23 protein-coding genes and 1 pseudogene are annotated in these 25,460 nt (G+C 73.0%); 14 read left to right on the top strand and 10 right to left on the bottom strand.

From position 1 onward, the window contains the following. The first annotated feature begins 52 nt into the window (after positions 1 to 52). Positions 53 to 1,063 carry an LLM class F420-dependent oxidoreductase gene (locus ACWF9Z_RS21535; RefSeq protein ID WP_453604272.1) on the top strand — a complete coding sequence of 337 codons (1,011 nt, stop codon included), beginning with the start codon at positions 53 to 55 and terminating at the stop codon, positions 1,061 to 1,063. A 31-nt stretch (positions 1,064 to 1,094) separates the two neighbouring features. On the opposite strand, the gene ACWF9Z_RS21530 is transcribed toward ACWF9Z_RS21535, so the two are convergent. Together ACWF9Z_RS21530 and ACWF9Z_RS21525 are read right to left on the bottom strand one after the other, a co-directional pair. Next, a complete protein-coding gene (locus tag ACWF9Z_RS21530) occupies positions 1,095 to 1,571 on the bottom strand; it encodes a hypothetical protein (RefSeq protein WP_453604270.1) in 477 nt (158 codons plus the stop codon). 7 nt (positions 1,572 to 1,578) lie between these two features. Continuing rightward, entirely contained in the window at positions 1,579 to 2,814 is a 1,236-nt protein-coding gene (locus ACWF9Z_RS21525; protein WP_453604268.1) for an RNA-guided endonuclease InsQ/TnpB family protein, read from the bottom strand. 24 nt (positions 2,815 to 2,838) lie between these two features. On the opposite strand from ACWF9Z_RS21525, the gene tnpA reads away from it, so the two are divergent. After that, on the top strand, positions 2,839 to 3,267 hold the full coding sequence (gene tnpA, locus ACWF9Z_RS21520) for an IS200/IS605 family transposase (protein ID WP_453604266.1): 429 nt from the start codon (positions 2,839 to 2,841) through the stop codon (positions 3,265 to 3,267). Positions 3,268 to 3,473: 206 nt separating this feature from the next. Here the strand turns inward: tnpA and ACWF9Z_RS21515 are convergent, their stop codons facing one another. Continuing rightward, positions 3,474 to 4,076 (bottom strand): hypothetical protein, encoded by a 603-nt coding sequence (locus ACWF9Z_RS21515; protein WP_453604265.1) that lies wholly within the window; start codon positions 4,074 to 4,076, stop codon positions 3,474 to 3,476. Between the two features lie 168 nt (positions 4,077 to 4,244). Between ACWF9Z_RS21515 and ACWF9Z_RS21510 the strand changes: the two genes are divergently transcribed. Further along, complete coding sequence (locus ACWF9Z_RS21510) at positions 4,245 to 4,547, top strand: hypothetical protein (protein ID WP_453604263.1); 303 nt, start codon at positions 4,245 to 4,247, stop codon at positions 4,545 to 4,547. A gap of 127 nt (positions 4,548 to 4,674) precedes the next feature. Here ACWF9Z_RS21510 and ACWF9Z_RS21505 read toward each other — a convergent pair whose 3' ends face one another. The 3 genes from ACWF9Z_RS21505 to ACWF9Z_RS21495 all read right to left on the bottom strand — a co-directional run bounded on the left by ACWF9Z_RS21505 (position 4,675) and on the right by ACWF9Z_RS21495 (position 7,917). Continuing rightward, positions 4,675 to 5,763: a prenyltransferase gene (locus tag ACWF9Z_RS21505; protein ID WP_453604262.1), complete on the bottom strand. Its 1,089-nt coding sequence runs from the start codon at positions 5,761 to 5,763 to the stop codon at positions 4,675 to 4,677. Then, a complete protein-coding gene (locus tag ACWF9Z_RS21500; RefSeq protein ID WP_453604260.1) occupies positions 5,760 to 6,506 on the bottom strand; it encodes a class I SAM-dependent methyltransferase in 747 nt (248 codons plus the stop codon). The genes ACWF9Z_RS21505 and ACWF9Z_RS21500 overlap by 4 nt, the downstream gene beginning before the upstream one ends. 70 nt (positions 6,507 to 6,576) lie before the next feature. Further along, positions 6,577 to 7,917, bottom strand: a complete 1,341-nt coding sequence (locus tag ACWF9Z_RS21495) for a glycosyltransferase family 4 protein (RefSeq protein ID WP_453604258.1) — start codon at positions 7,915 to 7,917, stop codon at positions 6,577 to 6,579. A 216-nt stretch (positions 7,918 to 8,133) separates the two neighbouring features. Between ACWF9Z_RS21495 and ACWF9Z_RS21490 the strand changes: the two genes are divergently transcribed. Further along, positions 8,134 to 8,832: a TetR family transcriptional regulator gene (locus ACWF9Z_RS21490; RefSeq protein ID WP_453604256.1), complete on the top strand. Its 699-nt coding sequence runs from the start codon at positions 8,134 to 8,136 to the stop codon at positions 8,830 to 8,832. A 99-nt stretch (positions 8,833 to 8,931) separates the two neighbouring features. On the opposite strand, the gene ACWF9Z_RS21485 is transcribed toward ACWF9Z_RS21490, so the two are convergent. Together ACWF9Z_RS21485 and ACWF9Z_RS21480 are read right to left on the bottom strand one after the other, a co-directional pair. Next, positions 8,932 to 9,165: a ferredoxin gene (locus ACWF9Z_RS21485; RefSeq protein ID WP_356659150.1), complete on the bottom strand. Its 234-nt coding sequence runs from the start codon at positions 9,163 to 9,165 to the stop codon at positions 8,932 to 8,934. Continuing rightward, complete coding sequence (locus ACWF9Z_RS21480) at positions 9,165 to 10,637, bottom strand: aldehyde dehydrogenase (RefSeq protein ID WP_453604254.1); 1,473 nt, start codon at positions 10,635 to 10,637, stop codon at positions 9,165 to 9,167. The genes ACWF9Z_RS21485 and ACWF9Z_RS21480 overlap by 1 nt, the downstream gene beginning before the upstream one ends. Before the next feature lie 183 nt (positions 10,638 to 10,820). On the opposite strand from ACWF9Z_RS21480, the gene ACWF9Z_RS21475 reads away from it, so the two are divergent. From ACWF9Z_RS21475 to ACWF9Z_RS21445, 7 genes and pseudogenes are all read left to right on the top strand, one after another. Further along, positions 10,821 to 11,915, top strand: a complete 1,095-nt coding sequence (locus ACWF9Z_RS21475) for an MBL fold metallo-hydrolase (protein ID WP_453604252.1) — start codon at positions 10,821 to 10,823, stop codon at positions 11,913 to 11,915. 297 nt (positions 11,916 to 12,212) lie between these two features. Then, positions 12,213 to 13,472, top strand: coding sequence for an LPXTG cell wall anchor domain-containing protein (locus ACWF9Z_RS21470; RefSeq protein WP_453604251.1), 1,260 nt, complete (start codon positions 12,213 to 12,215; stop codon positions 13,470 to 13,472). Continuing rightward, positions 13,472 to 14,110 carry an SCO2322 family protein gene (locus ACWF9Z_RS21465; RefSeq protein WP_453604249.1) on the top strand — a complete coding sequence of 213 codons (639 nt, stop codon included), beginning with the start codon at positions 13,472 to 13,474 and terminating at the stop codon, positions 14,108 to 14,110. Before ACWF9Z_RS21470 ends, ACWF9Z_RS21465 begins: the two co-directional genes overlap by 1 nt. Positions 14,111 to 14,318: 208 nt before the next feature. Further along, positions 14,319 to 15,437: pseudogene (locus ACWF9Z_RS21460) on the top strand (energy-coupling factor transporter transmembrane protein EcfT); the annotation flags it as partial. Further along, the gene (locus tag ACWF9Z_RS21455) at positions 15,434 to 17,515 is read left to right on the top strand and encodes an ATP-binding cassette domain-containing protein (protein ID WP_453604247.1); all 2,082 of its coding nucleotides are present in this window, start codon (positions 15,434 to 15,436) and stop codon (positions 17,513 to 17,515) included. The pseudogene ACWF9Z_RS21460 and the gene ACWF9Z_RS21455, both read left to right, overlap by 4 nt. Then, positions 17,512 to 18,354: an ECF transporter S component gene (locus ACWF9Z_RS21450; RefSeq protein ID WP_453604246.1), complete on the top strand. Its 843-nt coding sequence runs from the start codon at positions 17,512 to 17,514 to the stop codon at positions 18,352 to 18,354. Before ACWF9Z_RS21455 ends, ACWF9Z_RS21450 begins: the two co-directional genes overlap by 4 nt. Before the next feature lie 407 nt (positions 18,355 to 18,761). Then, positions 18,762 to 19,163 (top strand): aggregation-promoting factor C-terminal-like domain-containing protein, encoded by a 402-nt coding sequence (locus ACWF9Z_RS21445; RefSeq protein ID WP_453604244.1) that lies wholly within the window; start codon positions 18,762 to 18,764, stop codon positions 19,161 to 19,163. A 190-nt stretch (positions 19,164 to 19,353) separates the two neighbouring features. Here ACWF9Z_RS21445 and ACWF9Z_RS21440 read toward each other — a convergent pair whose 3' ends face one another. Next, the gene (locus ACWF9Z_RS21440) at positions 19,354 to 20,523 is read right to left on the bottom strand and encodes a steroid 3-ketoacyl-CoA thiolase (protein ID WP_453604243.1); all 1,170 of its coding nucleotides are present in this window, start codon (positions 20,521 to 20,523) and stop codon (positions 19,354 to 19,356) included. 263 nt (positions 20,524 to 20,786) lie between these two features. Between ACWF9Z_RS21440 and ACWF9Z_RS21435 the strand changes: the two genes are divergently transcribed. Next, positions 20,787 to 22,031 (top strand): cytochrome P450, encoded by a 1,245-nt coding sequence (locus ACWF9Z_RS21435; protein ID WP_356659168.1) that lies wholly within the window; start codon positions 20,787 to 20,789, stop codon positions 22,029 to 22,031. 219 nt (positions 22,032 to 22,250) lie between these two features. Continuing rightward, positions 22,251 to 22,598 (top strand): DUF6193 family natural product biosynthesis protein, encoded by a 348-nt coding sequence (locus ACWF9Z_RS21430; RefSeq protein WP_453604241.1) that lies wholly within the window; start codon positions 22,251 to 22,253, stop codon positions 22,596 to 22,598. 219 nt (positions 22,599 to 22,817) lie between these two features. On the opposite strand, the gene ACWF9Z_RS21425 is transcribed toward ACWF9Z_RS21430, so the two are convergent. Continuing rightward, the gene (locus ACWF9Z_RS21425; protein ID WP_453604239.1) at positions 22,818 to 24,776 is read right to left on the bottom strand and encodes a bifunctional glycosyltransferase 87/phosphatase PAP2 family protein; all 1,959 of its coding nucleotides are present in this window, start codon (positions 24,774 to 24,776) and stop codon (positions 22,818 to 22,820) included. A 221-nt stretch (positions 24,777 to 24,997) separates the two neighbouring features. Between ACWF9Z_RS21425 and ACWF9Z_RS21420 the strand changes: the two genes are divergently transcribed. Beyond that, the gene (locus tag ACWF9Z_RS21420) at positions 24,998 to 25,360 is read left to right on the top strand and encodes an antibiotic biosynthesis monooxygenase family protein (RefSeq protein WP_356659174.1); all 363 of its coding nucleotides are present in this window, start codon (positions 24,998 to 25,000) and stop codon (positions 25,358 to 25,360) included. Positions 25,361 to 25,460 lie beyond the last annotated feature (100 nt).

Genomic DNA, 25,460 nt, shown 5'->3' with positions numbered 1-25,460 from the left:
GTCAGATATGGCTGGGCCGGCATCGCGCCCGGCATCGCGGAGGGGACCGTTCATGCGCCTCGGACTCGCACTCGGCTACTGGGGCCGCAGCCCCAACCCGGACCACCTCGACCTCGCCGCCGAGGCGGAGAACCTCGGCTACGACTCGGTGTGGACCGCCGAGGCCTGGGGCTCGGACGCCTTCACCCCGCTCACCTGGATCGCCGCGCACACCTCGCGCATCCGCCTCGGCACCGCCATCGCGCAGATGGCCGCCCGCACTCCCACGGCCACCGCCATGCAGGCCCTGACCCTGGACCACCTGTCGGGCGGCCGGATGATGCTCGGCCTCGGACTGTCCGGTCCGCAGGTGGTCGAAGGCTGGTACGGGCGCCCCTTCCCCTCCAGCCCCCTCACCGCGACCCGCGAGTACGTGGACGTCATCCGCCAGGTGCTGCGCCGCGAAGGACCCGTCGAGCTCGACGGACGCTTCCACAGCCACCCGTACCGGGGCGCGGACGGCGCCGGCATCGGCAAGCCGCTCAAGCCCATCACCCACCCGCTGCGCGCGGACCTACCGCTCCTGCTCGGCGCGGAGGGCCCCAAGAACATCGCCCAGACCACCCGCATCGCGGACGGCTGGCTCCCCCTCTACTGGTCGCCGACGCGCACCGACGTCTACCGGGCCTCGCTGGCCGACCTCCCCGAGGGATTCATGATCGCCCCGATGGCGCGGGCCAAGGTCTGCGACGACGTCGCCGAGGGGCTGCTCCCGGTCAAGGCGATGCTCGGCTTCTACATCGGCGGGATGGGCCACGCGGCCCGCAACTTCCACGCCGACCTCATGGGCCGCATGGGCTACGAGGAGGAGGCGCACCGCGTCCAGGAGCTGTTCCTGGCCGGGCGCAGGGAGGAGGCCGTCCTGGCCGTCCCGGACGCCTTCGCCGACGAGATCTCCCTGATCGGCCCCCGGGAGCGGATCGCGGAACGGCTCGAGCTGTGGCGCAAGGGCCCGGTCACCGACCTGCTCGTGACCGCCCCCGACCCGCACACGCTGCGGGTGCTGGCGGAACTGAACGGCTAGTGCCGGACCGCGGCCGGGCCCGCCGGCCCGCCTACGCCGGCTGCGCGCCCTCCTCGTGCCCGAGGGCGGCCAGCAGCTCCCGCAGGTCGAACGGCATGACGGCGATCTCGATGGCGGCGGGCTCGCCGGCGGCGGTCGCGGAGACGGCGGTCTCGGCGGCGGCGGTCTCGGCGGCGTCCCCCGCCCCGGCGTCCTCCGGGGCCGCCCACGCGCAGGTCACGATCCGCGAGCCGGGGTTGATGGAGATGCCCTCCTTCACCGAGGGCACGCGGACCCCGGTGGCCCGGAATCCGGCGAGGAGCACGGGCTCCCCGCGGCCCGGCACCCAGCGGGCCCCGGCCCGGCCGGCGTGGACCCGGCCGCTGCGCCAGCGGCCCGTGCCGGCGGGCCGCCGGCCCATGCACGGGATCCCGGGGGCGGGCGCGACGGCCTGGCGCCGGCGGTGCTTGCGGCGCATCAGCCAGCCGGCTCCGGCCGCCGCGGCGGCGATGACTGCGTACTCGATCACGCCCCAGTCAACTACCCGGCCCTAGAGGGTCAGGCTTGGAGGTAGAGTCCAGCTGGCTGCTGGGTGGTCTCCTCCGTCCAGCACCCTCAGCGGGTGCAGGGGCGTGTGACTCCGCCCCGCTTCGCCACAACTGCCACGCACGGGCGCGGATGTTGCGGGAGGCATTGCGGTCGGCGTGATCAACGAATCCGCACGACCGGCACGCGAACCGTCCCTGAGAGACACGGTTCGCCTTGTCTGTGTATCCGCACTCCGCGCACATGCGGGAGGTGTGGGCGGGGTCGACGAACAGCACGGGGACACCAGCCCGGCGGGCCTTGTACTCCACGAACTGTCCGAGCTGGGCGAAGGCCCAGGAATGCAGCGCGACCCGTTGGGGCTTTCTCAGCCGTACCCGCTGGCGGATACCGGCAAGATCTTCCATGCCGATTCCACGCCCGGTGCGTTCAGCCTCGGTCACGATGCGCTTGGAGATGATGTGGTTGGTCTCGGTCGCCTTGCGCCGCTCCTTGCGGTGCTGCCGTTTGAGGACCCGCTTGGCTGACTGGGTACCCTTCGCCTGGAGCTTCGCCCGCAGGGCAAGCTGACGCTCGCGGTAGCGGTTCAGCTCGCGTCCGGCGTGGATCTTCCCGTCCGAGGTAGTGGCGATATTGACGATGCCCAGGTCCACGCCGAGGAAATCGGCCGGCTCGAACTGCTTGGCCTCGGGGACTTCGCACGTGGCGATGAGGAACCACATGCCACCACGGTGGACAAGATCAGACTCGCCCTTGCGGTGATCGGCCAGCAGCTGGCGGGCCTGCTCGGAGCAGGCGAACCGTACGCCCCGGATACGCCCGGCGGTGGTCCAGATACTGACGGTCTGCTCGTCCACTTGCCAGCTGAGACACCGGTCGTCATACGGCTGCGCCGCGTCAGACCGGAAACCGATCGGCTTGCCCTCTGCCCTGCCGCGGCGCTTCGACCCCGGCTTGCCGAGGTTCCCGTTGCGGATGTTGGCCCACAGGGTGGTGTAGGCGTCGGCGACCTTCCGCAGCACGTGCAGCGCGGGTTGCGCCGACAGTCCACGGCCTTTCAGGTCGTGGTAAGCGAAGCCCTGCAACGCCTTGCGGGAGGTCTCACCCCGCTCGTGCGCCTGGCCCGACAGCCAGTTCGCCGCGTCGTTCGCCGTGCGCAGGGTGCACTCAAGTGCCAGCCCCACCTTGGGCGTCGGCATGAGGCGAACCTGCACGACGAGCTTCATGCGCATCATCGTAGCATCGTGTCTATGTCACCTCGATGGGAACCAAACCCCGATATCCGCAGGGGCCGACGCGTCGTATACGCCCTCCATGCGCATCTGGTCTTCGTCCCGAAGTATCGGCGTGGAGTCTTCACCGACGAGATCCTGACGCGCTGCGAAGAGATCATGCGAGAAGTCTGCGTGAAGGCCAACGCCGAGCTGCGCGAGTTCAACGGCGAACGCGATCACGTCCACCTCCTCATCCACTACCCGCCACAGGTCAAGCTGTCGACGCTGGTCGGATCACTCAAGGGCGTGTCCGCTCACTACCTCCGCAAGGAGTACGCCGATCACATCCGCAAGGACCTGTGGGGCGCACACTTCTGGTCACCCTCATACTTCGCCGCCTCCGTCGGCGGAGCACCGCTGTCCGTCATCAAGGAGTACATCGAGGAGCAAAAACGCCCGCTGTAACGCGGGCGTCAGATCAGTCCAGAGAAGCCATTCCTCCCGAGCCCTAAAGGGCCGGGATTCCTGGCCAGATCATGTTGAAACAGCCGGGGGCGGTACGACCGCGGGGCGGGCCGGACGGGTGCCGCTCCCTTCCGGCCCGCCCCGCGGTCCGCTCGGGCCCTGCCCGGGCCCTTCCCGCCCGGTCGGCGCGCCGGCCGGCCGGGCGGTCAGCCGGTCAGCTGTCCCGCGCTCGGGACCTGGTCGGTCACCGGGGCGCCGGCGCTCTTCCCCGCCTCCTTGACGCTGTTGATGACGCCCTCGAAGGAACCGATGTCAGCGTCACCCGCCTGGCCCTTGCCCAGCTTGGAACCGAGGCCCTTGAGGGACTCGATGCCCGCCGTCAGCGGGACCATGGCCTTCGACAGCAGCGGGTCGCCCTTGGCGTTCTCGCTCGCCGCCTTCAGCCGGTTGTACGCGAAGGCGCCCGCGAGGCCCGCCTTGACGAGCGCGAACGTGCGGCCCTTGGCGCCCTTCTTGAACTTGCCGGCGCGGTACGGCTTGACGATCCACTGGTACGTGGCGCCCGCCGCGAGCCCCGCGTTGGCCACGAAGCGCGTCTTGGCGAACTTCTGCTTCTCCTCCGCGCTGGCACTGGCGGAGGGTGTGGCGGCGGCCGCCGCGGCGTCCTCGGCCGAGGCCGCCGCGTCCGCCTCGGCGAACGCGGCCATCGCGACCGAGATCTCGTCGACCTGGCCACCGGAGGCGGTGTCACCACCGCCCGAGCCGCCGCAGGCGGTGGCACCGCCGAGGAGCGCACAGGACAGCAACACCGCCGTGAGCGTGCGGCGGAAACGAACGGTTCGGGTGGGAAGGGACACGGGTTTCCTCCGGGGACTGGGGTGTCACCAATCCCTCGCAGCCTCGCCCGGGCCCCGGGGCTGCGCCAGTTGGGGGACCCATTCGGGTTTGCCCGCCCCCCGGGCGGCAACACGCGGACCATGCGCACACACACACGAGAGCACGCCCGAGGAAGCACCCAGGCGGGGCGCGCCGTCGCCCTGCTGGCGGACGCCATGGCCTTCGTGATCGCCCTGTGGGTCCTGCTGTACCTGCTGGACGCCAACCAGGCCAACTCACTGGTGGACTTCATCCACGACGCGGCCAGCTGGCTGGCCGGCTGGTCCTACGACCTGTTCACCTTCGACCGCGCATGGGTCCAGGTGGTCATCGGCTACGGCGTCGCGGCCGTCGCCTACCTGTTCATCGGCCACGCCGTGGCGGGCCGGCTCTACCGCCGCTAGCGGCACGAGGACCTGAGGAGACGTACGCCCCGTGCGCACGGCTCGCCCGTACGGCTCGTGCGAGCGGCACGAGCCGTACGGGCTCCGCGGGGCCGGCTCCGGGCTTACCGAGCCGTACGGACGGCGGTCAGCCGCAGCAGTCCGGCTCCAGGCCGACCGGCAGGGTCAGGCCGCCGAAGACGACGCCCGTGGCCTCGTCTCCGCCCAGCGCGGCCACCGCGAGGAGCAGCGAGCCCGCCGTCCAGGTGGTCTGCTCCACGGGCCAGACGGCCCCGTCCTGGAAGACGTACCCGGTCCAGTACATGCCGTTGTCGGCCCGCAGGTGACCGATCGAGCGCAGGATGTCCAGCGCCCGGTCCGACTCGCCCGTGGCCCACAGCGCGAGCGCCAGCTCGCAGGACTCCCCGCCCGTCACCCAGGGGTTCGGCAGCACGCACCGCACGCCCAGGTCCGGTACGACGAACTCCTCCCACCGCTCCTCGATGCGGACCTTGGCCTCCGCGCCGGTCAGCGCGCCGCCCAGGACCGGGTAGTACCAGTCCATCGAGTAGTGGGACTTGTCGAGGAACCGCTCGGGGTGCCGGCGTATCGCGTGCCCGAGGGCGCCCGCCGCCAGCTCCCAGTCCGGCTGCGGCTCACCGCGGTGGTCGGCGATGGCCAGCGCGCACCGCAGCGCCTGGTGGATGGAGGAGGACCCGGTCAGCAGGGCGTCGCCGACCGCCTCGCCGGAGGGCTCCCGCTTCCAGCCGATCTCGCCGCCCGGCTGCTGGAGGCGCAGGACGAACTCCACGGCCGCGTACACGGCCGGCCACATCCGGTCGAGGAAGGCGTCGTCCCCGGTGGACAGGTGGTGGTGCCAGACGCCGACGGCTATGTACGCGACGAAGTTGGTCTCGAGGTTCGCGTCCTGCGGCTCGCGGGTGTCGACCCCGTCCGGGCGGTCGGCGTAGGCCGCGTACCAGGAGCCGTCCTCGTTCTGGTGGCGGACCAGCCAGTCGTACGCCCGCTCCGCGGCCTCGTGTTCGCCCGCCGCGTCGAGGGCCATCGCGGCCTCGGTGTGGTCCCAGGGGTCGAGGTGGTGGCCGCGGAACCACGGGATGGCCCCGTCCGCGCGCTGCGCGGCGAGGATCCCCGCGACCGTGGCGGCGGCCTGCTCGGCCGTCAGCACCCCGTCCAGGACCAGGTGCTCGGGTGCGGTGCGCTCCGGCGAGCTCACTTCTCGGCGCCCGCGACCGCGGCGACGGGGAGGTGCGGCTTGGTCGCGTACGCGACGAGGCTCTTGCCGATGACGGGGTTGAGGGCCTGCTCCGCGAGCCGCGTGACCAGCGGCTTCTTCATGATGTCCCAGACCAGGAGCTTGTGGTACGCCTTGACGGGCAGGGCCTTGTCGTTGTCGACGCCGAAGGCGCACTTGAGCCACCAGTACGGCGAGTGCAGGCCGTGCGCGTGGTGCGTGCCGTAGGGCTTGAGGCCGGCGGACTCCATCTTGCCGAGCAGCTCCTCGCCCTTGTAGATGCGGATGTGCCCGCCCTCGACCTCGTGGTACGCGTCGCTGAGCGCCCAGCAGATCTTCTCGGGGCCGTACCGGGGCACGGTGATGGCGATGCGCCCGCCGGGCTTCAGGACGCGGACCATCTCGGCGAGGACGCCCTTGTCGTCGGGGATGTGCTCCATCACCTCGGAGATGATGATCACGTCGAAGGACTCGTCGGGGAAGGGCAGCGCGAGGGCGTCGCCCTCCATGGCGGTGGCGGTGGCCCCGGCCGGGGCCTCACCGGCCTCCTTCATGGCGGCGAACCACTTGGCGACCTCGCGGATCTCCTCGCCGTTGCGGTCGAGGGCGACCACTTGGGCGCCTCGCCGGTAGCACTCGAAGGCGTGCCGGCCTGCGCCGCAGCCCAGGTCGAGTACGCGGTCGCCTGCGGCGAGCGGGAACCGGGAGAAATCGACGGTCAGCACGTGGTCCTGCCTTCGCGGTCGCGGGGGTGAGGGTGGAACTGCATCGGACGGAAGGTCGGGGCGGTGAAGATCACCGGGTGCCGCGGCCACGCGTGGCCGCCGCGGCCCGCTCGATCGCGGCGCGGTAGTGCACGACGGTGCCCTCGGCGGCCTTGGCCCAGGTGAACCGGGCCAGCACCCGCTCGCGGCCGGCGGCGCCGAGCCGGGCGCGCAGCGCGGGATCCTCCAGCAGCCGGCCGAGGGCGGCGGCCAGCGCGCCCGCGTCGCCGGGCGGCACGGCCAGGCAGGTCTCGCCGTCGGGTCCGGCGACCTCGGGGATCGCACCGCCGGTGGTGGCGACGAGCGGGGTCCCGGTGGCCATGGACTCGGCCGCCGGGAGCGAGAAGCCTTCGTAGAGGGAGGGCACGCAGGCGACCTGGGCGCTGCGGACGAGGTCGACGAGCTCGGCGTCGGTGATGCCCTTGACGAAGCGGACGGCGTCCTGGAGCCCGTACGTCTCGATCGCGCGGGCGACGGGGCCGCGCTCGGCGCGCTTGCCGACGACGACGAGGTGGGCATCGGGCTGCTCGGTACGCAGCTTCGCGAGCGCCTCGACGAGGTGGACGAGGCCCTTGAGCGGGACGTCGGCGCTGGACGTCGTCACGATCCGGCCGGGCACCTCGGCCACGGAGGCGTCGGGCGACCACAGGTCGGTGTCGGCGCCGATGTGGACGACGTGGATGCGCTCGTCGCGCACGCCCAGGTGCTCGGCGATCTCCTGGCGGGAGGAGCCGGAGACGGTCAGCACGGACGTCAGCCGCCGTGCGACCCGGCCCTGCATGTGGGTGAAGCCGTACCAGCGCCGGACGGAGGCCCGCTTCTTGCGGCCCGTGGCGGCGGCCAGGTCCAGCTTGCGGTCGACGGTGATGGGGTGGTGGATCGTCGTCACCAGGGGCGCGCCGAGGTCACCCAGCAGTCCGTAGCCGAGGGTCTGGTTGTCGTGGATCACGTCGAACTCGCCGGCCCGCGCGGCGAGGTGCCTGCGGGCGCGCAGCGAGAAGGTCAGCGGCTCGGGGAAGCCGCCGGTCCACATGGTGGCGACCTCGACGGCGTCGATCCAGTCCCGGTACTCGCCGCGCTTCGGGGTGCGGAACGGGTCGGGGCTGCGGTAGAGGTCGAGGCTGGGGAGCTCGGTGAGGGTGGCGCCGGCGCCGGTGACGGCGTCGCTGTCGAGGACCGGGTAGGGCTGCGCGCCGATGACCTCGACGCTGTGCCCGAGCTTCACCAGTTCGCGCGACAGGTGGCGGACGTAGACGCCCTGGCCGCCGCAGAACGGGTTCCCCTTATAGGTGAGGAGTGCGATCCGCAACGGGCGGCTGTCGTCGGCGGCGGAACCCGCGAAAGGGCTCGTCACCATGGCCTCAGCGGTCACTCACGGCCCCCTTCTCCCTGCACTTTCGCCGGAGCGTAACCGCTCGCATAATGTAGAACAAGTTTCAGACTTGATCCGTTGAAGACCATTGAATCTACCGGCCGGAAACCACACCGTAAGAGGGGTGGCAGGTGATTCACGCCACGGCTCGGGCGCCTGTCATGCTGGGCGCGGAGCAGCCCCCGCAATGACAGGGAACGCCTTGGAACGGGACAGATGACAGCCGAATCGAAGGCCGCGACCCCAGCCGTGACCTCAGCCGTGGCCGCAGCCGTCACCACACCGGCGTCCCCGCCCCTGACGGAGCGCCAGGAGGCGCGCCGCAGGCGGATCCTGCACGCCAGTGCGCAGCTTGCCAGCCGGGGAGGCTTCGACGCCGTGCAGATGCGGGAGGTGGCCGAGTCCTCGAGCGTGGCTCTGGGCACGCTCTACCGGTACTTCCCGTCCAAGGTGCACCTGCTCGTCGCGACCATGCAGGACCAGCTCCAGCACATGCACACCACGCTGCGCAAGCGACCGCCCGCCGGGGACGAGCCTGCGGCCCGGGTCGCGGAGACCCTGATGCGGGCCTTCCGCGCGCTCCAGCGGGAACCGCACCTGGCGGACGCGATGGTGCGCGCGCTGACGTTCGCGGACCGCAGCGTGAGCCCCGAGGTGGACACGGTGTCCCGGCTGACCACGGCGATCATCCTGGACGCGATGGGCCTGGACGCCCCGCCGACGGCGGAACAGCTCTCGGCGGTCCGGGTGATCGAGCACACCTGGCACTCGGCGCTGATCACGTGGCTGTCGGGCCGGGCGTCGATCGCCCAGGTGAAGATCGACATCGAGACGGTCTGCCGCCTGATCGACCTCACGGCGACGCCCCCACCCCAGCCGGCCCCGGCAAGCCCGAAGCCCCACGAAAAGGCCTGATTCCGCCGTACCCCCCACGCCCCGCGCGCCCCCGGCGCACGGAGGGCGAGGCCGGGCCGCGCCCCTGGGGGGTGGGGGCTCATCCCTCCCCCCCCTCCCCTAATCCTCCGGCGGGAACACCACCTCCCCCGACCCCGCCAGCGTGATCGCGATCGCCTCGACCGGGCAGCCCTCCGCCGCCGTGAGGACCGGCTCGTTCGCGTCCGTCTCCGCCGCACGCGGGTGCGACTGGCGCGCCGAGTCGAGGGCGAAGCCCTCCGGGGCGTGGTTCACGCACATTCCCGAGCCGATGCAGACGCCCCGGTCCACCTCGACGTGCCACCGGTCACCCATCACGCACCGGCCGCGGGGGGCTCGTAGCCGGCCGGGAGGTGGATCATCTTGTGCTCCAGGTACTCGCTCAGCCCCTCCGGGCCGAACTCCCGCCCGACGCCGCTGTTCTTGTAGCCGCCGAACGGGCCGAGCATGTCCAGGCTGAAGGTGTTCACGTTGAAGGTGCCGGTCCGCACCTGTCGCGCGAAGTCCACGCCGTGCTCCACGTCCCCGGTCCAGACGCTGCCGCTGAGGCCGAACTCCGAGTCGTTGGCCACCCGCAGCGCCTCCGCCTCGTCCCCGTACGGGATCAGGCAGACGACCGGGCCGAAGATCTCCTCGCGGGCGATCCGCATGGAGTTGTCGACGTCACCGAAGAGGGTCGGCTCCACGTACCAGCCCTGGTCCAGGCCGGCCGGCCGCCCACCGCCGGAGAGGACCTTGGCGCCCTCCTCCTGGCCGATCCGGATGAAGTCGAGCGACCGCTCCTGCTGCCGCTTGGCCACCAGCGGGCCGAGCTGCGTCGCCGGGTCCAGCGGGTCTCCGACGACCAGCGCCCCGGCCGCGGCGGCGAGCGCCTCCGCGATCTCCTCGTAGCGGCCGCGCGGGGCGAGCACGCGGGTCTGGGCCACGCACGCCTGGCCGTTGTTCATCCAGGCCGCCGGGACGATGCCGGCGATGGTGGAGTCGAGGTCGGCGTCCGGGAGGATGACGGCCGCGGACTTGCCGCCGAGTTCGAGGGTGACGCGGGTGAGGTTGCGCGAGGCGACCTCCATGACGCGCCGGCCGGCCGGTACGGAGCCGGTGAAGGCGACCTTGTCCACGCCGGGGTGTCCGACCAGGTACTCGCTGACCTCGCGGTCGGCGGGCAGGATCGACAGCACGCCCTCGGGCAGCCCGGCCTCGCGGGCGATGTCGGCGAGGATGTAGGAGTCGAGGACCGCTTCCGGGGACGGCTTGAGGATCACCGTGCAGCCGGTGAGCAGCGCGGGCGCCAGCTTGGCGGCGGCGACGAACTGCGGGACGTTCCACGGGATGACGGCGGCGACGACGCCGACCGCCTCGCGCCGGACGAGGATGTTGCCGAGGGCGCCCTTGCGGTGCTCCTCGTAGGGGTAGGAGCGGGCGACGGTGATCGCGGCGTCGTAGACCATCATCGGGCCCAGCGCCTGGGCGAGGACGCTCCAGGAGTACGGGGACCCGTTCTGGGAGCTGATCGAGCGGGCGATCTCCTCGTGGCGGACGGCTATCGCGTCCTTGATCCGCGTGACGACGGCGATCCGCTCCTCGAGGGAGGTGCGCGGCCACGGGCCTTCGTCGAAGGCCTTGCGGGCCACGGCGACGGCGCGGTCCACGTCCGCCTTCGAGGCGTGCGGAACGCTGCCGATGACCTGCTCGGTGTGGGGCGAGACGACCTTGATCGTCTCGGTGCCCAGCGGTTCCGTCCACTCCCCGCCGATGAGCAGTTGTCCGTGTTCGACGAGCTCGGTCATGGCTGATGCCTCCTGCGGCTTGGCGAATGCAGAACTGATACCAGTTCTAGTTCTAGGAGTCCACGGACGTGACACAAACCGGCATGTGAGCGGGACGGAAGATCCAACGACTAGTCAGGACGACCGAGAGATGGTCGACTTGGGCGACTAATGCAACAGGTTCTCGTCAGAGCGGAGCCCCTCATGGCAGCGGACACGTCAGGCATGGCAGCGGACACCTCGGGCATCGCACCGCACGTCACCGATCACGGCGGCGGCGTGTGGGGCATCAAGGTCCCCATCCCCGACAACCCGCTCGGCCACACGCTCGTCCACGTCCTCGACACCGACCGCGGCCCCGTCCTCGTCGACACCGGCTGGGACGACCCCGCGTCCTGGGACACGCTCGTCGCCGGCCTCGGCGCCCTCGGCATCGCCGTCGCCGACGTCCACGGCGTGGTCATCACCCACCACCACCCCGACCACCACGGCCTGTCCGGCCAGGTCCGCGACGCCTCCGGCGCCTGGATCGCCATGCACGCCGCCGACACCGAGGTCGTCGTACGGACCCGGTCCGCCGAGCCGGGCGTCTGGTTCGACTACATGAGCGAGAAGCTCGCCACGGCCGGAGCCCCCGAGGAGCACATCGCCCCGCTGCGGGCCGCCCGCGCGAGCGGCCGCATGCGCACCCTGCCCGGTCTGCACGCCGCGGTCCCCGACCGGGAGATCGTCCCCGGCGAGCTGCTGCCGCTGGCCGGCCGCCGGCTGCGGGCCATCTGGACCCCCGGCCACACCCCGGGCCACGTCTGCCTGCACCTGGAGGAACGGCACCCGGCGAACCTGCCGGGCAACGGCCGCCTCTTCTCCGGGGACCACCTGCTGCCCGGGATCTCCCCGCACATCGGCCTCTACGAAGCTCCCGACGAGCACGGGGTCACCCGCGCCACCGACCCCCTCGGCGACTACCTCGACTCCCTCGAACGCATCGGGCGCCTCCAGCCCGCCGAGGTGCTCCCCGCCCACCAGCACGCCTTCACCGACGCCCCCGGCCGCGTACGGGAACTCCTGGAGCACCACGAGGAGCGGCTGACCGGACTGTGGCACCTGCTCGCCGCCGAACCGCTGACCCCGTGGGCCCTGGCCGAGCGGATGGAGTGGAACCGCCCCTGGGAGCAGATCCCGTACGGCTCCCGCAACATCGCGGTCTCCGAAGCGGAGGCCCACCTGCGGCGGCTCGTGAAACAGGGCCGCGCCGAGGCCGTGCCGGACAGCGACCCGGTGACCTACCGCAGCCTGTAAGGGGCTCTCCCAGCCGGCACCCCCCGGCCCGGGAGCTACGGGCCGGTAGAGTACGGACGTCGTCCACACTCGCGTACAGGGGGAAGCCGGTGCGATTCCGGCGCTGACCCGCAACCGTGACCCTCCCTCGGCTCCGCCGGGGCGGGGAGCCGGAATGCCCCGTACCGCAGTGCGCGGCTCGCGCCGCCGGGTCCTCCGGCGGCCGGCACCGTCGAGGTATACGGAGCCGGAGCCCGGTGCCAGCCCTGCTGTGCTGCCTTCCTCCGGGTCCCCAGCACGAGAGGCACCCGCCCCGCCATGAACGTCCGCCGCAGCGCCGCCACGCTCGCCGCCTCCGCCGTGCTCTGCATGGGTGCCGCGCCCGCCGCCCTCGCCGATGGCGCCACGCCCTCGCCGGCGCCCGCCATCCCCTCCGGTCTCTTCGGCACGAAGGACCCGACGTACGACGGGGTGTGGCGGCAGTCCTTCGCCCTCCTCGCCCAGCACACGGTCGGCGTGAAGCCCGCCGCACAGGCCGTGGACTGGCTCGTCGGCCAGCAGTGCGCCGACGGCTCCTTCGGCGCCTTCCGCGCCGACACGGCCAAGGCCTGCGACGCCTCGGTGTTCATCGACTCCAACGCCGCCTCCGTCGCCGTGCAGGCACTGGCCGCGATCGGCGGCCACCCCGAGACGGTGAACAAGACGGTCGGCTGGCTGAAGTCCGTACAGAACGCGGACGGCGGCTGGAGCAACAACCCCGGCGGCGCCATGGACGGCGGTTCGGACGCCAACTCGACCGCGCTCGTGATCAGGGCCCTGGAGGCGGCCGGCGAGAAGCCCGCCGAGGTCAAGTCGAAGTCGGGCAAGTCTCCGTACGAGGCCCTCCTGGCCTTCCAGCTGGGCTGCTCGGCCGAGCCGGCCGCCGACCGGGGCGCCTTCGCCTACCAGCCGACCGACGGCAAGCTGTCCGCCAGCGCCGACGCGACGGCCGCGGTCATCCTGGCCGGACTCGGCACGGGCCCGGTCGTCTCCCCTCCCGCCGCGGACACCCCCGCGACGCCCCTCGCCTGCCCGACGACCGCCGGTGACCCGGCGGCAGCCGCCCAGGGCGCGGCCGGGTACCTCGCGGAGGCCCTGAAGAAGGACGGCCACCTCACCGCCCTGACCCCGGGCGCCGACCAGCCCACCGCGGACACCGGCAACACCGCCGACGCGGTGATCTCCCTGGCCGCGGCCGGGCACCAGCAGGCGGCGGCGGGCGCGCTGGAGTGGCTGAAGGCCAACTCCGCCGAGTGGGCCAAGGGCAACCCGGCCGGCCTCGGCACCCTGATCCTGGCCGCGCACGCGACCGGCACCGACCCGAAGGCCTTCGGCGGCACGGACCTCGTGGCGGCCCTGAACGCGACGGGCCCGGCGCCGGCGAAGGCGACGGGGTCCGACGAGAAGGGCTCCGGCGACTCGGGCGACTCCGCCGGCTCCGGCGACGACACCATGTGGTGGATGATCGGCGCGGGCGCGGCGGCCGGCGTGGGCATCGGCATCGTGCTGAGCGGCCGCCGGAAGAAGAACCAGCTCTGATGCGCCGCCACCGCCGCCTGACGCCGGTCCTCCTCGGTCTCGGCCTGGTCCTCACCCTGCTGGCCGCGTCCCCCGCGCTCGCCTCCACCTACCGGTACTGGTCGTTCTGGGACGGCTCGGGCGGCCAGTGGACGTACGCCACCCAGGGCCCCTCCTCGCTGCGCCCGGCAGACGGCTCCGTGCAGGGGTTCCACTTCGTGGTCAGCAAGGACGCGGCCGACCAGGCCGCCCCGCCGCGTTCCGGCGCGGACTTCGCGGCGGTCTGCTCGGCCACCCCGGTGGTGGACGGCAAGAAGCGGATCGCCGTGGTCATCGACTTCGGCACCCGCTCGGACGCCGCGGCGGGCGACACCCCGCCGCAGGAGGCTCCGCGCACGGCCTGCGCACAGGTCGGCCCGGACGCCACGGCGGCCGAGGCCCTGGCGGAGGTGGCGAAGCCGCTGCGCTACAACAGTGCGGCCCTGCTGTGCTCGGTCTCGGGCTACCCGGGGCAGGGCTGCGGCGAACCGGTCGCGGACACCGCCGACGGCCGGCCCGCCGACGGCGGCCCGTCGGCGGGTCTCCTCGCGGGCATCGCCGCGGTGGCGGCCCTGGCCGCGGCCGGTCTCTGGCAATCCCGCCGCCGCCGCACCCGATGACCCCGCTCCCCGCCCCACGGCCCCCGCGCCCGGACGCGGACGCGGACCCGGACCGCCCCGACGGCGGAACGCGGGCCGCGGGGGGGGGGCGCCCCCCGGGCCGGGGGGGGGGCGCCCCACCCACGGAGCCGCACCCGGCGTCCCGACCCCGACCGCCCCCGACCCCGACCGGGCGGCGACGGCCGGGCCGCGCGGGCCGGCGTACGGAAGAAGCCGGTGGCGGGCCCCCGAGTCCACGCGTGCCAACGCCCTGCACGCCGGAGCCTGGTGGCTCTGGGCGCTCGGCCTCGCCACCGCCGCGTCCCGCACCACCAACCCGCTCCTCCTCGGCCTGATCGTCGGCGTCGCCGGCTACGTCGTCGCCGCCCGCCGCACCGACGCCCCCTGGGCCCGTTCCTACGGCGCCTTCGTCAAGCTCGGCCTCTTCGTCATCGGCCTGCGCCTCCTCTTCTCCCTGCTCCTCGGCTCCCCCATCCCCGGCTCGCACACCCTCTTCACCCTTCCGGAGATCCCGCTGCCCGCCTGGGCGCAGGGCATCCGGCTCGGCGGACGGGTCACCGCCGAACAGCTGGTCTTCGCCTTCTACGACGGCGCGAAGCTGGCCGCGCTCCTCATCTGCGTCGGCGCCGCCAACGCGCTCGCGAACCCGGCGCGGCTGTTGAAGTCCCTGCCCGCGGCCCTGTACGAGGTGGGCGTCGCCGTGGTCGTCGCGATGACCTTCGCACCGAACATGGTCGCGGACGTCGTCCGCCTCCGCGCCGCCCGCCGGCTGCGCGGGCGCCCGACCGGAGGGGTGAAGGCCGTCCTGCAGATCGGTCTGCCGGTCCTGGAGGGCGCGCTCGAGCGTTCCGTGGCCCTCGCCGCCTCGATGGACGCGCGTGGCTACGGCCGTACCGCGCGGGTCCCGGCCGCCGTCCGCCACACCACCAACGTCCTCACCCTCGGCGGCCTCCTGGGCATGTGCGCGGGCACGTACGGACTCCTGGCCGCGGAGGGCGCCGCGTACGGACTGCCGATCCTGCTCGCCGGCCTCGTCCTGGCCCTCGCGGGGCTCCGCCTCGGCGGCCGGCGCTCCGTGCGGACCCGCTACCGGCCCGACCGGTGGGGTCCGCGGTCCTGGCTGGTCGCCGGGTCGGGCGCGGCGGTCGCGGCGCTGCTCATCCGGGCCGCGTCCCTGGACCCGGAGGGGCTACGCCCCGGGGTCGTCCCCCTGGTCGCCCCCGGCCTTCCGCTCTGGCCGGCCGCGGTGATCCTGATCGGCCTGCTCCCCGCCTGGGTAGCACCGGTACCCACTCCCTCACCCACTCCCCCAGAGGCATCACAGTGATCCGCTTCGACGACGTGTCGGTGACGTACGAGGGCGCGTCCTCCCCTTCCCTCTCGCACGCCGACTTCACCCTCCCCGAGGGGGAGCTGACCCTGCTGGTCGGCCCGTCGGGAGTCGGCAAGTCGACCCTCCTCGGGGCGGTCTCCGGCCTGGTCCCGCACTTCACGGGGGGCCGGCTCCAGGGGCGGGTCACCGTCGCGGGCCGCGACACCCGCACGCACAAACCGCGCGAGCTCGCCGATGTGGTCGGCACGGTGGGCCAGGACCCGCAGGCCCACTTCGTGACGGACGTCGTCGAGGACGAGCTCGCCTACGGCATGGAGTCCCTCGGTCTGGCCCCCGCGGTCATGCGCCGCCGCGTGGAGGAGACCCTCGACCTCCTCGGCCTGGGCGAACTGCGCGACCGCCCCATCGCCACCCTGTCCGGGGGCCAGCAGCAGCGGGTCGCGATCGGCTCGGTCCTGACCCCGCACCCGCGCGTCCTGGTCCTGGACGAGCCGACGTCCGCGCTGGACCCGGCGGCGGCGGAAGAGGTCCTGGCCGTCCTGCAACGGCTGGTCCACGACCTCGGCACGACCGTCCTGATGGCGGAGCACCGCCTGGAGCGGGTGGTCCAGTACGCCGACCAGGTCCTGCTCCTCCCCTCCCCGGGCGCCCCACCGGTCCTGGGCTCCCCGTCCTCGATCATGGCCGTGTCCCCGGTCCACCCCCCGGTCGTGGCCCTGGGCCGCCTGGCCGGCTGGTCCCCCCTCCCCCTCTCCATCCGCGACGCCCGCCGCCAGTCCACCCCCCTCCGCTCCCGCCTGTCCCCCCCACCCCCCACCACACCGGCCCCCTACGCAGAGTCCGGGGCGCAGCCCCTGGGCGGGTTCGGGTCGGAGCCCCCGGCCGCTTCCGGAGCGCAGCTCCAGGCCGAGTCCGGGGCGCAGCCCCGAGGCGGATCCGGGGCGCAGCCCCAAGCCGGGTCCGGGGCGGAGCCCCTGGGCGGGTCCGGGGCACAGCCCCCGGCCGGATCCGGGGCGCAGCCCCAAGCCGGATCCGGGGCGCAGCCCCGGGGAACGGTGGAAGGGTGGGTCGGGGACGGCCGCCCGCAGGGCCCCACCACCGGCACCCGCACCCACCCCCTCGCCCGCCTGCTCCGCCTCGGCCGCCGGCCCAGGCCCACCCCCGCCCGACACCCCGCGGAGCCGCCCGCCGAGCCACCCGCCCGGGTATCCGGCCTCTCCCTCCGCCGCGGCCGCGCCGAAGTCCTCCGCGGCATCACCCTCGCCGTGGCGCAGGGCGAGATCGTCGCGCTCATGGGCCGCAACGGCGCAGGCAAGTCCACCCTCCTCGCCACGCTCGTCGGCACCCTGGAACCCACCACCGGCCAGGTGACCGTCAGCGGTCGCACCCCCCACCGCACGCCTCCCCCCGAGATGGTGACCCGCGTCGGCCTGGTACCGCAGGAGCCCCGCGACCTCCTCTACGCCGACACCGTCGCCGCCGAGTGCGCGGCCGCCGACGCCGACGCCGGCCAGGCGCCCGGCACCTGCCGGGCCCTCGTCACCGCGCTCCTCCCCGACGTCCCCGACGACACCCACCCCCGCGACCTCTCCGAGGGCCAGCGCCTGGCCCTCGCCCTCGCACTGGTCCTGACCGGCCGCCCGGCCCTGCTGCTCCTCGACGAGCCGACCCGCGGCCTGGACTACGCCGCCAAGGCCCGGCTCGTCGAGATCCTGCGCGGCCTCGCCGCCGACGGCCATGCCATCGTCCTGGCCACCCACGACGTGGAGCTCGCCGCCGAGCTGGCCCACCGGGTCGTGATCCTGGCGGGCGGCGAGATCGTCGCGGACGGCCCGACCGCCGAGGTGGTCGTCTCCTCCCCCGCCTTCGCCCCGCAGGTGGCCAAGATCCTGGCCCCGGCCCCCTGGCTCACCGTGTCCCAGGTCTCCGAGGCCCTGGACCGGCGGGCCCACGCCGAAGCCCCGGCCGAGGCACACCGGGAAGCCGACCCGCAGGCGTCGCCGACGCCGCACCCCCCGGCTCACCCGGCGCCCCTCCCGACGCCCCGCCCGGGAACGCAGGCGACCTCATGACCACCCCCCAGCCGACTCGCCTCGGCCCCAACCGCCCCACCCGCCCCCTCCGCATCGGCCCCCGCGCCGCCGCCGCCCTGATCCTCGTCAGCCTCATCGGCCTCGCCGCCTTCGGCTGGCCCCTCCTCGCCGACGCCCGGTCCGGCCTCGCCCACTCCCAGGACGCCCCCTGGCTCTTCGCCGCCCTGCTCCCCCTCCTCGTCGGCGTGGTCGTCGCGACCATCGCCGACGACGGCATGGACGCCAAGGCCGTCGCCATGCTCGGCGTACTGGCCGCCGTGGGGGCCGCGCTGCGCCCCCTCGGCGCGGGCACGGCCGGCCTGGAGCCCATGTTCTTCCTGATGGTGCTCAGCGGCCGCGTCCTCGGCCCCGGCTTCGGCTTCGTGCTCGGCGCCGTCACGATGTTCGCGTCGTCCCTGCTGACCGGCGGGGTCGGCCCGTGGATGCCGTTCCAGATGCTGGCCATGGGCTGGTTCTCGCTCGGCGCGGGGCTGCTGCCCGGTGCGGAGCGGATCCGGGGGCGGGCCGAGCTGGCGATGCTCGCGCTGTACGGGTTCCTCGGCTCGTTCGCGTACGGCACGGTCATGAACCTGCAGGGCTGGGTGATCCTCCAGGGCATGGGGCAGGGGATCTCCTTCCACCCCGGGGACCCGGTCCCGGCGAACCTCGCGCGCTTCCTCGCGTACTGCCTGGCGACCTCCGTCGGCTGGGACCTGGGCCGGGCGGCGCTGACCGTCGTACTGACGCTCACGCTCGGCGCCACCCTGCTGAAGGCGCTGCGGCGGGCCACTCGGAAAGCCGCCTTCGACGCGCCCGTCACCTTCGATGCGAGGGTCTGATCCGCCCGTGAACCTTCCCCCGAACGGGGTACGCGCGGGCACGGAGGGTGAGATCCGGGGCTCCGGCCGGTGACCCGCCCCACAGGACCCAGGTCACATACGAAGCGGGATCGTAGCCCTTAAACGTCCCGTACACGCCCCTGCGAACCGCCTCCCACCTGCGAGGACACCGGCCTGGCCCGAGGGGGGCCGTTCCGCCCGCACTGCGAGGACCACTAGTACGAGGGGCCTTTGCCAGGCCGCTCGAACGCCCGTAGAACTGGATGAGTCGCAGGGCGGACGGAGATCCCCCGGGTTCACCCCCGGTCTCCCGCTCCCGCCGACGAACCCCTCTCCTCCGCGTGAGTGGCTCACGCACGTCTTCGACGTGCCCGCGGCCGTCCTCGTCCCCTTCGGAAGGTGAATCTGTGTCCAAGGTCATCCGTCGCATCGCCGCTTCCAAGAAGACCCTCGCCGGCTCCCTCGTCGCCCTGGGCGTCGCCGGCAGCATGCTCGCCACGGTCCCCGCCCAGGCGGCCCCGATGGACGCGAAGGCGATCGCCCACCGGATGATCAAGGACCCGGCCCAGTTCGCCGCCTTCGACAAGATCATCTCGCACGAGAGCGGCTGGAACCACACCGCGACGAACGCCTCCTCGGGCGCCTACGGCCTGGTCCAGGCCCTGCCGGCCTCGAAGATGGCCTCGGCGGGCTCGGACTGGAAGACCAACCCGGCCACCCAGATCAAGTGGGGCCTGGACTACATGAACTCCCGCTACGGCAGCCCCGTCGGCGCCTGGAACTTCTGGTCCGCCAACCACTGGTACTGAGCCACCCGTGGCGACGTCCGGTGCGGCGGCAGAACCCGCACGACCACGCGACACGACCACCGCGCGACCACGCCCCCCGAGGGCGGTGCGCGCATGCGAAGGCCCCGGCGGCCGACCTCCCCAGGTCCGGCCACCGGGGCCTTCGGCTTCCCATCCCACAGGGACCGAGAAGCGGCGCGGCGGGTGAGCGCTACAGCCGCTGGATGATGGTGCCCGTCGCCAGCGCGCCTCCCGCGCACATGGTGATCAGGGCGAACTCCTTGTCGCGCCGCTCGAGCTCGTGCAGGGCGGTGGTGATCAGCCGGGCTCCGGTGGCGCCGACGGGGTGGCCGAGCGCGATGCCGCCGCCGTTGACGTTGACCTTCTCCAGGTCCTGGTCGAAGACCTGGGCCCAGCTGAGCACGACCGAGGCGAAGGCCTCGTTGATCTCGACGAGGTCGATGTCCTTGAGCGACATGCCGGCCTTGCCCAGGACCGCCCGCGTCGCGTCGATCGGGCCGTCCAGGTGGAAGTGCGGGTCGGAGCCGACCAGCGTCTGGGCGACGATGCGGGCGCGCGGCCGCAGCTTGAGCGCGCGGGCCATCTTGCGCGAGGCCCACATCACGGCGGCGGCGCCGTCGGAGATCTGCGAGGAGTTCCCGGCGGTGTGCACGGCGGTCGGCATGACCGGCTTCAGCCGGGCGAGCGCCTCCATGGAGGTGTCGCGCAGGCCCTCGTCCCGGTCGACCAGGCGCCACATGCCCTGGCCGGCGGCCTGCTCGGCCTCGGTGGTGGGCACCTGCACGGCGAAGGTCTCGCGCTTGAACCGCTCCTCGGCCCACGCGGCGGCGGCCCGCTCCTGGGACAGGACGCCCAGCTTGTCCACGTCCTCCCGGGTCAGGCCCCGGTGGCGGGCGATGCGCTCGGCGGCCTCGAACTGGTTCGGGAGGTCGACGTTCCACTCGTCCGGGAAGGGCTTGCCGGGGCCGTGCTTGGATCCGGAACCGAGCGGTACGCGGCTCATGGCCTCGACCCCGCACGCGATGCCGATGTCCATGACTCCGCCGGAGATCATGTTGGCGACCATGTGGTTGGCCTGCTGCGAACTGCCGCACTGGCAGTCCACGGTGGTCGCGGCGGTCTCGTACGGCAGGCCCATGGCCAGCCAGGCGTTGCGGGCGGGGTTCATCGACTGCTCACCGGCGTGGGTGACGGTGCCGCCGACGATCTGCTCGACGCAGTCGGGCTGGATGCCGGTGCGGGCGAGGAGCTCGCGGTAGGTCTCGCCGAGGAGGTAGGCGGGGTGAAGGTTGGCGAGCGCGCCCCCGCGCTTGCCGATGGGGGTGCGTACGGCTTCGACGATGACGGGTTCCGCGGCCATGAGCTCGTCCTCTCCTGCTCCTGCGTAGCGCACAGCGCGCCTCAGCTGGCGGATGGGCCGTTTCCCGGCGCCCCACCCGAACTAGTACGCGTTCTAGTTCTCCCCGCAGTCTTATGACCAGAACACCCGGTACGCAAGGGTCTTGCACGTGGCTTACACGGTTTCCACACGCAGAAGTTGGCGCGGGGCCCCTTGTCACTTCTAGAACTCGTTACTACGGTCAAGCCAACTTCTGATGGGCCGTCAGACTTTGGAGTCGCCCGATGCCCTGCCCCGCGCTGCCCGAAGGCTTCGACGCCACCGATCCGGACCTGCTCCAAGACCGGGTGCCCTATCCCGAGTTCGCACAGCTGCGGCAGACGGCACCCGTGTGGTGGTGCCCGCAGGAACGGGGCATCACCGGTTTCGACGACGAGGGGTACTGGGCCGTCACCCGGCACGCGGACGTCAAGTACGTCTCCACGCACCCGGAGCTGTTCTCCTCCACGACGAACACGGCGATCATCCGCTTCAACGAGCACATCCAGCGCGAGGCCATAGATGCCCAACGCCTGATCATGCTGAACATGGATCCGCCGGAACACACGCGCGTACGCCAGATCGTGCAGCGCGGATTCACCCCCCGGGCCATCCGCGGGCTGGAGGACGCCCTGCGCGACCGCGCCGGGAAGATCGTCGCGGAGGCCCTCGCGGCCTCGGCGGACGGCAGCTTCGACTTCGTCACCCAAGTGGCCTGCGAACTCCCGCTGCAGGCCATCGCCGAGCTGATCGGCGTACCGCAGGAGGACCGGTCCCGGATCTTCGACTGGTCGAACAAGATGATCGCGTACGACGACCCGGAGTACGCGATCACCGCGGAGGTCGGCGGCAACGCCGCCATGGAGCTCATCGGTTACGCGATGAACCTGTCGGCGGCCCGCAAGGAGTGCCCGGCCAAGGACATCGTCACGCAGCTGGTGGCGGCCGAGGGCCAGGGCAACCTGGGCTCCGACGAGTTCGGCTTCTTCGTGCTGCTGCTCGCGGTCGCGGGCAACGAGACCACCCGCAACGCCATCAGCCACGGCATGCACGCCTTCCTGACCCACCCCGAGCAGTGGGAGCTGTACAAGGCGACCCGCCCCTCGACCGCGGCCGAGGAGATCGTGCGCTGGGCCACCCCCGTGGTGTCCTTCCAGCGCACCGCCACCCAGGACACCGAACTGGGCGGGCAGAAGATCAAGGCGGGCGACCGGGTGGGGCTGTTCTACTCCTCCGCCAACCACGACCCCGAGGTCTTCGAGAACCCCGAGGCCTTCGACATCACCCGCGACCCCAACCCGCACCTGGGTTTCGGCGGCGGCGGCCCGCACTTCTGCCTCGGCAAGTCGCTGGCCATCATGGAGATCGACCTGATCTTCAACGCGCTGGCCGACGCACTGCCCGACCTGCGCCTCGCCGGCGCGGGCCCGCGCCGGCTGCGGGCGGCCTGGCTGAACGGCATCAAGGAGCTGCGGGTCAGCCACGGCTGACCCGTTGTCCAGGACGGCAGGGGCCATACCTCCCACGCCCGGCTCCTGCCGTCCCTCGGCCCGTCCCTCGGCCCGTCGCCCTGCCCGTCGCCTGGCCCGTCGGTCGGCCCGTCGGCCGGCCCGTCGCCCGGGCGACCTGCGGCCATGTCCTCAGTCGTTACCGTTCAGCGGCCGTCGAGATCATTGCCTTGACGGCGGGGCGTATCCCAGACTGCCCGGATGAACCTTGAGGACCCCAGCGCCAGACGCTGGCAGCGGCTGCCGACCGCATGGCGGCGAATGGTCGAACAGAGCGGGTCCGAGCCCATGAGCCAGGGTGTCCTCGCGCTCATCGAGGCCGCCCGCGCGCAGCCGGAGCTGCGCCGGCTGTACCCGTACACCAGCCACTTCACCCTGTGGTTCAGCGCCTCCGAGGGCCATCCCTTCGCCGTGACCGCGCCGGCCGTCGAGCCGCTGCCCGACGGCCGCTTCCGCGTGCGCGGCCCCCGTCAGACCACCGTGCTCGGCGAGACCGACACGGCGCCGGCGGCGATAGCCCTCGTCGTGGCGAACCTGCCGGCGGAGTAGCGGCCCGCGCCCGACGGAACCCGACGGAGCGCGGCGATCCGGCGCGCAGGGGTCCCGGGGCGGCCTGCCACACCGCCCCGGCACCCCTGCGCCGTCACCTCTGCGGCGTCACTCCCGCGCCGATACCCCGGCGCCGTCACCTCTGCGGCGTCACTCCCGCGCCGATACCCCGGCGCCGTCACTCCCGCGTCGTCACACCGGGCGTACGCCCTCGTGCGCTCAGGCCCTCGTGCGCTCCGCGCCGGAACCCGATCCCGCCGGGACCCGCTCCGGCTGCCTGGGCCGCGGTACGGCCAACCCGGCCGGCAGGGCGGCGCCCCGGGGGCCCGAGAGCACGTAGACGAGGCCGAATCCGGCGCCGACCACCAGCGCGCCGCCGACCGCGTCGAGGACCCAGTGGTTGGCGGTGGCGACGATCGCGCACACGGTGATCGTCGGGTGCAGCGCCCCCAGCAGCTTCTGCCAGCCCTTCGGCGCGAGCGTGACGATCACGATCCCGCACCAGAGCGACCAGCCGAAGTGCAGCGAGGGCATCGCCGCGTACTGGTTGGAGATCGCGGTCATGGCCCCGTAGCTCGGGTTCGCCAGGTCCTGCGCCCCGTGCACGGTGTCGATGAAGCCCAGGTCGGGCATCAGGCGCGGCGGCGCGAGCGGGTACAGCCAGAAGCCTATGAGGGCCAGGACGGTGGCCAGGCCGAGGGAGGCGCGGGCCCAGCGGTAGTCCTTGGGGCGGCGCCAGTACAGGACGGCCAGGATCGTCAGCGGGACCACGAAGTGGAAGGAGGTGTAGTAGAAGTTGAAGAACGCCTCCAGCCAGGGCGTCTTCGCCACGGCGTGGTTCACGGCGAGCTCGATGTCGATGCCGAGCGCCTTCTCGATGCCGTGGATCTGGCTCCCGTTGCCCTCGGCCAGGCTGCGGCTGGTGGGCGCGGCGGCCCGGATGTGCGAGTAGAGCGAGTACCCGACCCGTATCAGCAGCAGTTCCAGCAGCAGGTTGGGACGCGACAGCACGTGCCGCCAGAACGGCAGCAGCGGCACCCGCGCCCACCGCGCCGGCGCGGGCCGGCTGTACGCGGTCGGGACGGGCTCGCGCCAGTACGGCGACGAGCGCGGCAGGAACGGCACGGCGCAGGCCGCCGCGAGGGCCGCGAGGAGCAGCACGTTGTCCCGTACGGGGGCCAGCGCGACCAGGTTGGGCAGCAGGACGTCGCTCGGCAGGGTCATCGCGAGGACCACGGCCACCGGCCACACGGGCCGGTCGGCGGCCCGCTTGCCGACCTTGCCGGCGACCGCGAGCAGCACCCACAGCAGCTGGTGGCGCCAGCCGGTCGGGGACACGGCGACGGCGACGCAGCCGGTGATGGCGACGGCGAGCAGCAGCTGTCCGTCACGGGCGTAGCGGGCGGCGCGGCGCAGGCCGAACCAGGCGATGGCGGCCGCGAGGGCCACGTAGAGCAGGACCTCGCCGGGGCCCGAGAGGCCGAGGCGCAGGAGCGCGCCGTGCACCGACTGGTTGGCGAGGCCGGTGGGGGCGCCGCCGAGGCCGGTGCCCGCCAGGTGCTCGACCCAGTACGTCCACGAGTCCTGCGGCAGGGCCGCCCAGGACAGCGCGGTGGCGCCGGCGAAGGTCGCGGCGGCGGCGCGGGCGGTGGGCTTGCGCCCGGTCAGCCAGAGCAGCGGGGCGAAGAGCAGCAGCGCGGGCTGGAGGGCCGCGGCGAGTCCGATCAGGAAACCGGACGGGCGGTCCCCCGGGACTCTGAACACGGCCAGCAGCACCAGCAGGACCGGGAGCACGGCCGTCTGCCCGGGCGAGGCGGCCTCGCGCACGGGCAGTGACACCATCATGAGCGCGACCAGCACGGGCGCCGCCAGCAGCGCGGTGCGCCGCGGCACGGGATCGGGCAGGCCGCGCGCGGCGACGAGCCCTATGGCGGCGACGAGCAGCAGGGTCACGCAGGTCCAGGTCACCTCCAGGGAGGGCGTGGCGAAGCCGAGTATCGGCTTGAGGACCAGCCCCGCGAACGGGGTTCCGGTGAACTGCCCGTTCTCGTAGAGCAGGCCCGGCAGGCTGCCCGGGGTGGCCGGGAGGTGGAAGTCGCTGAGCCACTCGCCCGGTGGCACGCGCAGCACGACCGCGGCCTGCCTGACGGCGAGCAGCCCCGCCAGCGCCCACAGCATGAGCCGTGCGGCCCCTAGCCTGCCGCCGCTACCGCCTATGACTCCGGCATGTCCGTTCGCACCACTGTGCTCCGCCGCGTTAGCCACGCCTCGCCGGCCTCCCGCCCTGTTGACCGCAACCCTGACTTCGCCTGGCTGCCGCGTTTGATACCGCGTTTCATACCGCGCGCTTCATTTACCCGGACGACGATATCCCCCGCGCGATACCTAGGATGGCGGGCATGAGCATCGTGAAGATCAACGCACTCACCGTCCCGGCCGAACAGCGAGAGGTCCTGGAGCAGCGGTTCGCCTCTCGGGCGGGGGCCGTGGAGGGCTCGGACGGGTTCGAATGGTTCGAGCTGCTGCGTCCCGTCGAGGGCACGGACCAGTACCTGGTGTACACGCGCTGGCGTTCCGAGGAGGACTTCCAGGCGTGGATGGAGGGCCCGATGAAGGCGGCCCACCAGGGTGGCGGCGCGGCGGGCGGCGCGGCGGGTGCGGCCGGCGGCGCGGGGGGCGCGGAGCGTCCGAAGCCCGCCGCGACGGGGTCCTCGGTGTGGTCGTTCGAGGTCGTGCAGCAGGCGGCGCCCAAGCAGGCGTGAGCGGGGAGGGGGGCCCCCGCGGAGATACCGCGGCCCCCCCCGCCGGAAAGGCCCGGGCGGCGCCCCCCCCCCCCCCCCCCGCCCCCCAGCCCACAAACTC

The sequence above is a fragment of the Streptomyces sp. NPDC054961 genome, assembly GCF_053609145.1.
The sequence above is the reverse complement of the archived record's forward strand: the minus strand, read 5'-3'. Positions and strand labels throughout refer to the sequence as shown.

Coding starts and splice junctions, on each gene's coding strand:
- ACWF9Z_RS21470 (WP_453604251.1), top strand. CDS start 12,213: ATGAACGTCCGCCGCAGCGCCGCCACGCTCGCCGCCTCCGCCGTGCTC.
- ACWF9Z_RS21420 (WP_356659174.1), top strand. CDS start 24,998: ATGAGCATCGTGAAGATCAACGCACTCACCGTCCCGGCCGAACAGCGA.
- tnpA (WP_453604266.1), top strand. CDS start 2,839: ATGTCACCTCGATGGGAACCAAACCCCGATATCCGCAGGGGCCGACGC.
- ACWF9Z_RS21425 (WP_453604239.1), bottom strand. CDS start 24,776: ATGCTGTGGGCGCTGGCGGGGCTGCTCGCCGTCAGGCAGGCCGCGGTC.
- ACWF9Z_RS21525 (WP_453604268.1), bottom strand. CDS start 2,814: ATGAAGCTCGTCGTGCAGGTTCGCCTCATGCCGACGCCCAAGGTGGGG.
- ACWF9Z_RS21510 (WP_453604263.1), top strand. CDS start 4,245: ATGCGCACACACACACGAGAGCACGCCCGAGGAAGCACCCAGGCGGGG.
- ACWF9Z_RS21430 (WP_453604241.1), top strand. CDS start 22,251: ATGAACCTTGAGGACCCCAGCGCCAGACGCTGGCAGCGGCTGCCGACC.
- ACWF9Z_RS21440 (WP_453604243.1), bottom strand. CDS start 20,523: ATGGCCGCGGAACCCGTCATCGTCGAAGCCGTACGCACCCCCATCGGC.
- ACWF9Z_RS21435 (WP_356659168.1), top strand. CDS start 20,787: ATGCCCTGCCCCGCGCTGCCCGAAGGCTTCGACGCCACCGATCCGGAC.
- ACWF9Z_RS21465 (WP_453604249.1), top strand. CDS start 13,472: ATGCGCCGCCACCGCCGCCTGACGCCGGTCCTCCTCGGTCTCGGCCTG.
- ACWF9Z_RS21485 (WP_356659150.1), bottom strand. CDS start 9,165: ATGGGTGACCGGTGGCACGTCGAGGTGGACCGGGGCGTCTGCATCGGC.
- ACWF9Z_RS21490 (WP_453604256.1), top strand. CDS start 8,134: ATGACAGCCGAATCGAAGGCCGCGACCCCAGCCGTGACCTCAGCCGTG.
- ACWF9Z_RS21450 (WP_453604246.1), top strand. CDS start 17,512: ATGACCACCCCCCAGCCGACTCGCCTCGGCCCCAACCGCCCCACCCGC.
- ACWF9Z_RS21535 (WP_453604272.1), top strand. CDS start 53: ATGCGCCTCGGACTCGCACTCGGCTACTGGGGCCGCAGCCCCAACCCG.
- ACWF9Z_RS21480 (WP_453604254.1), bottom strand. CDS start 10,637: ATGACCGAGCTCGTCGAACACGGACAACTGCTCATCGGCGGGGAGTGG.
- ACWF9Z_RS21475 (WP_453604252.1), top strand. CDS start 10,821: ATGGCAGCGGACACGTCAGGCATGGCAGCGGACACCTCGGGCATCGCA.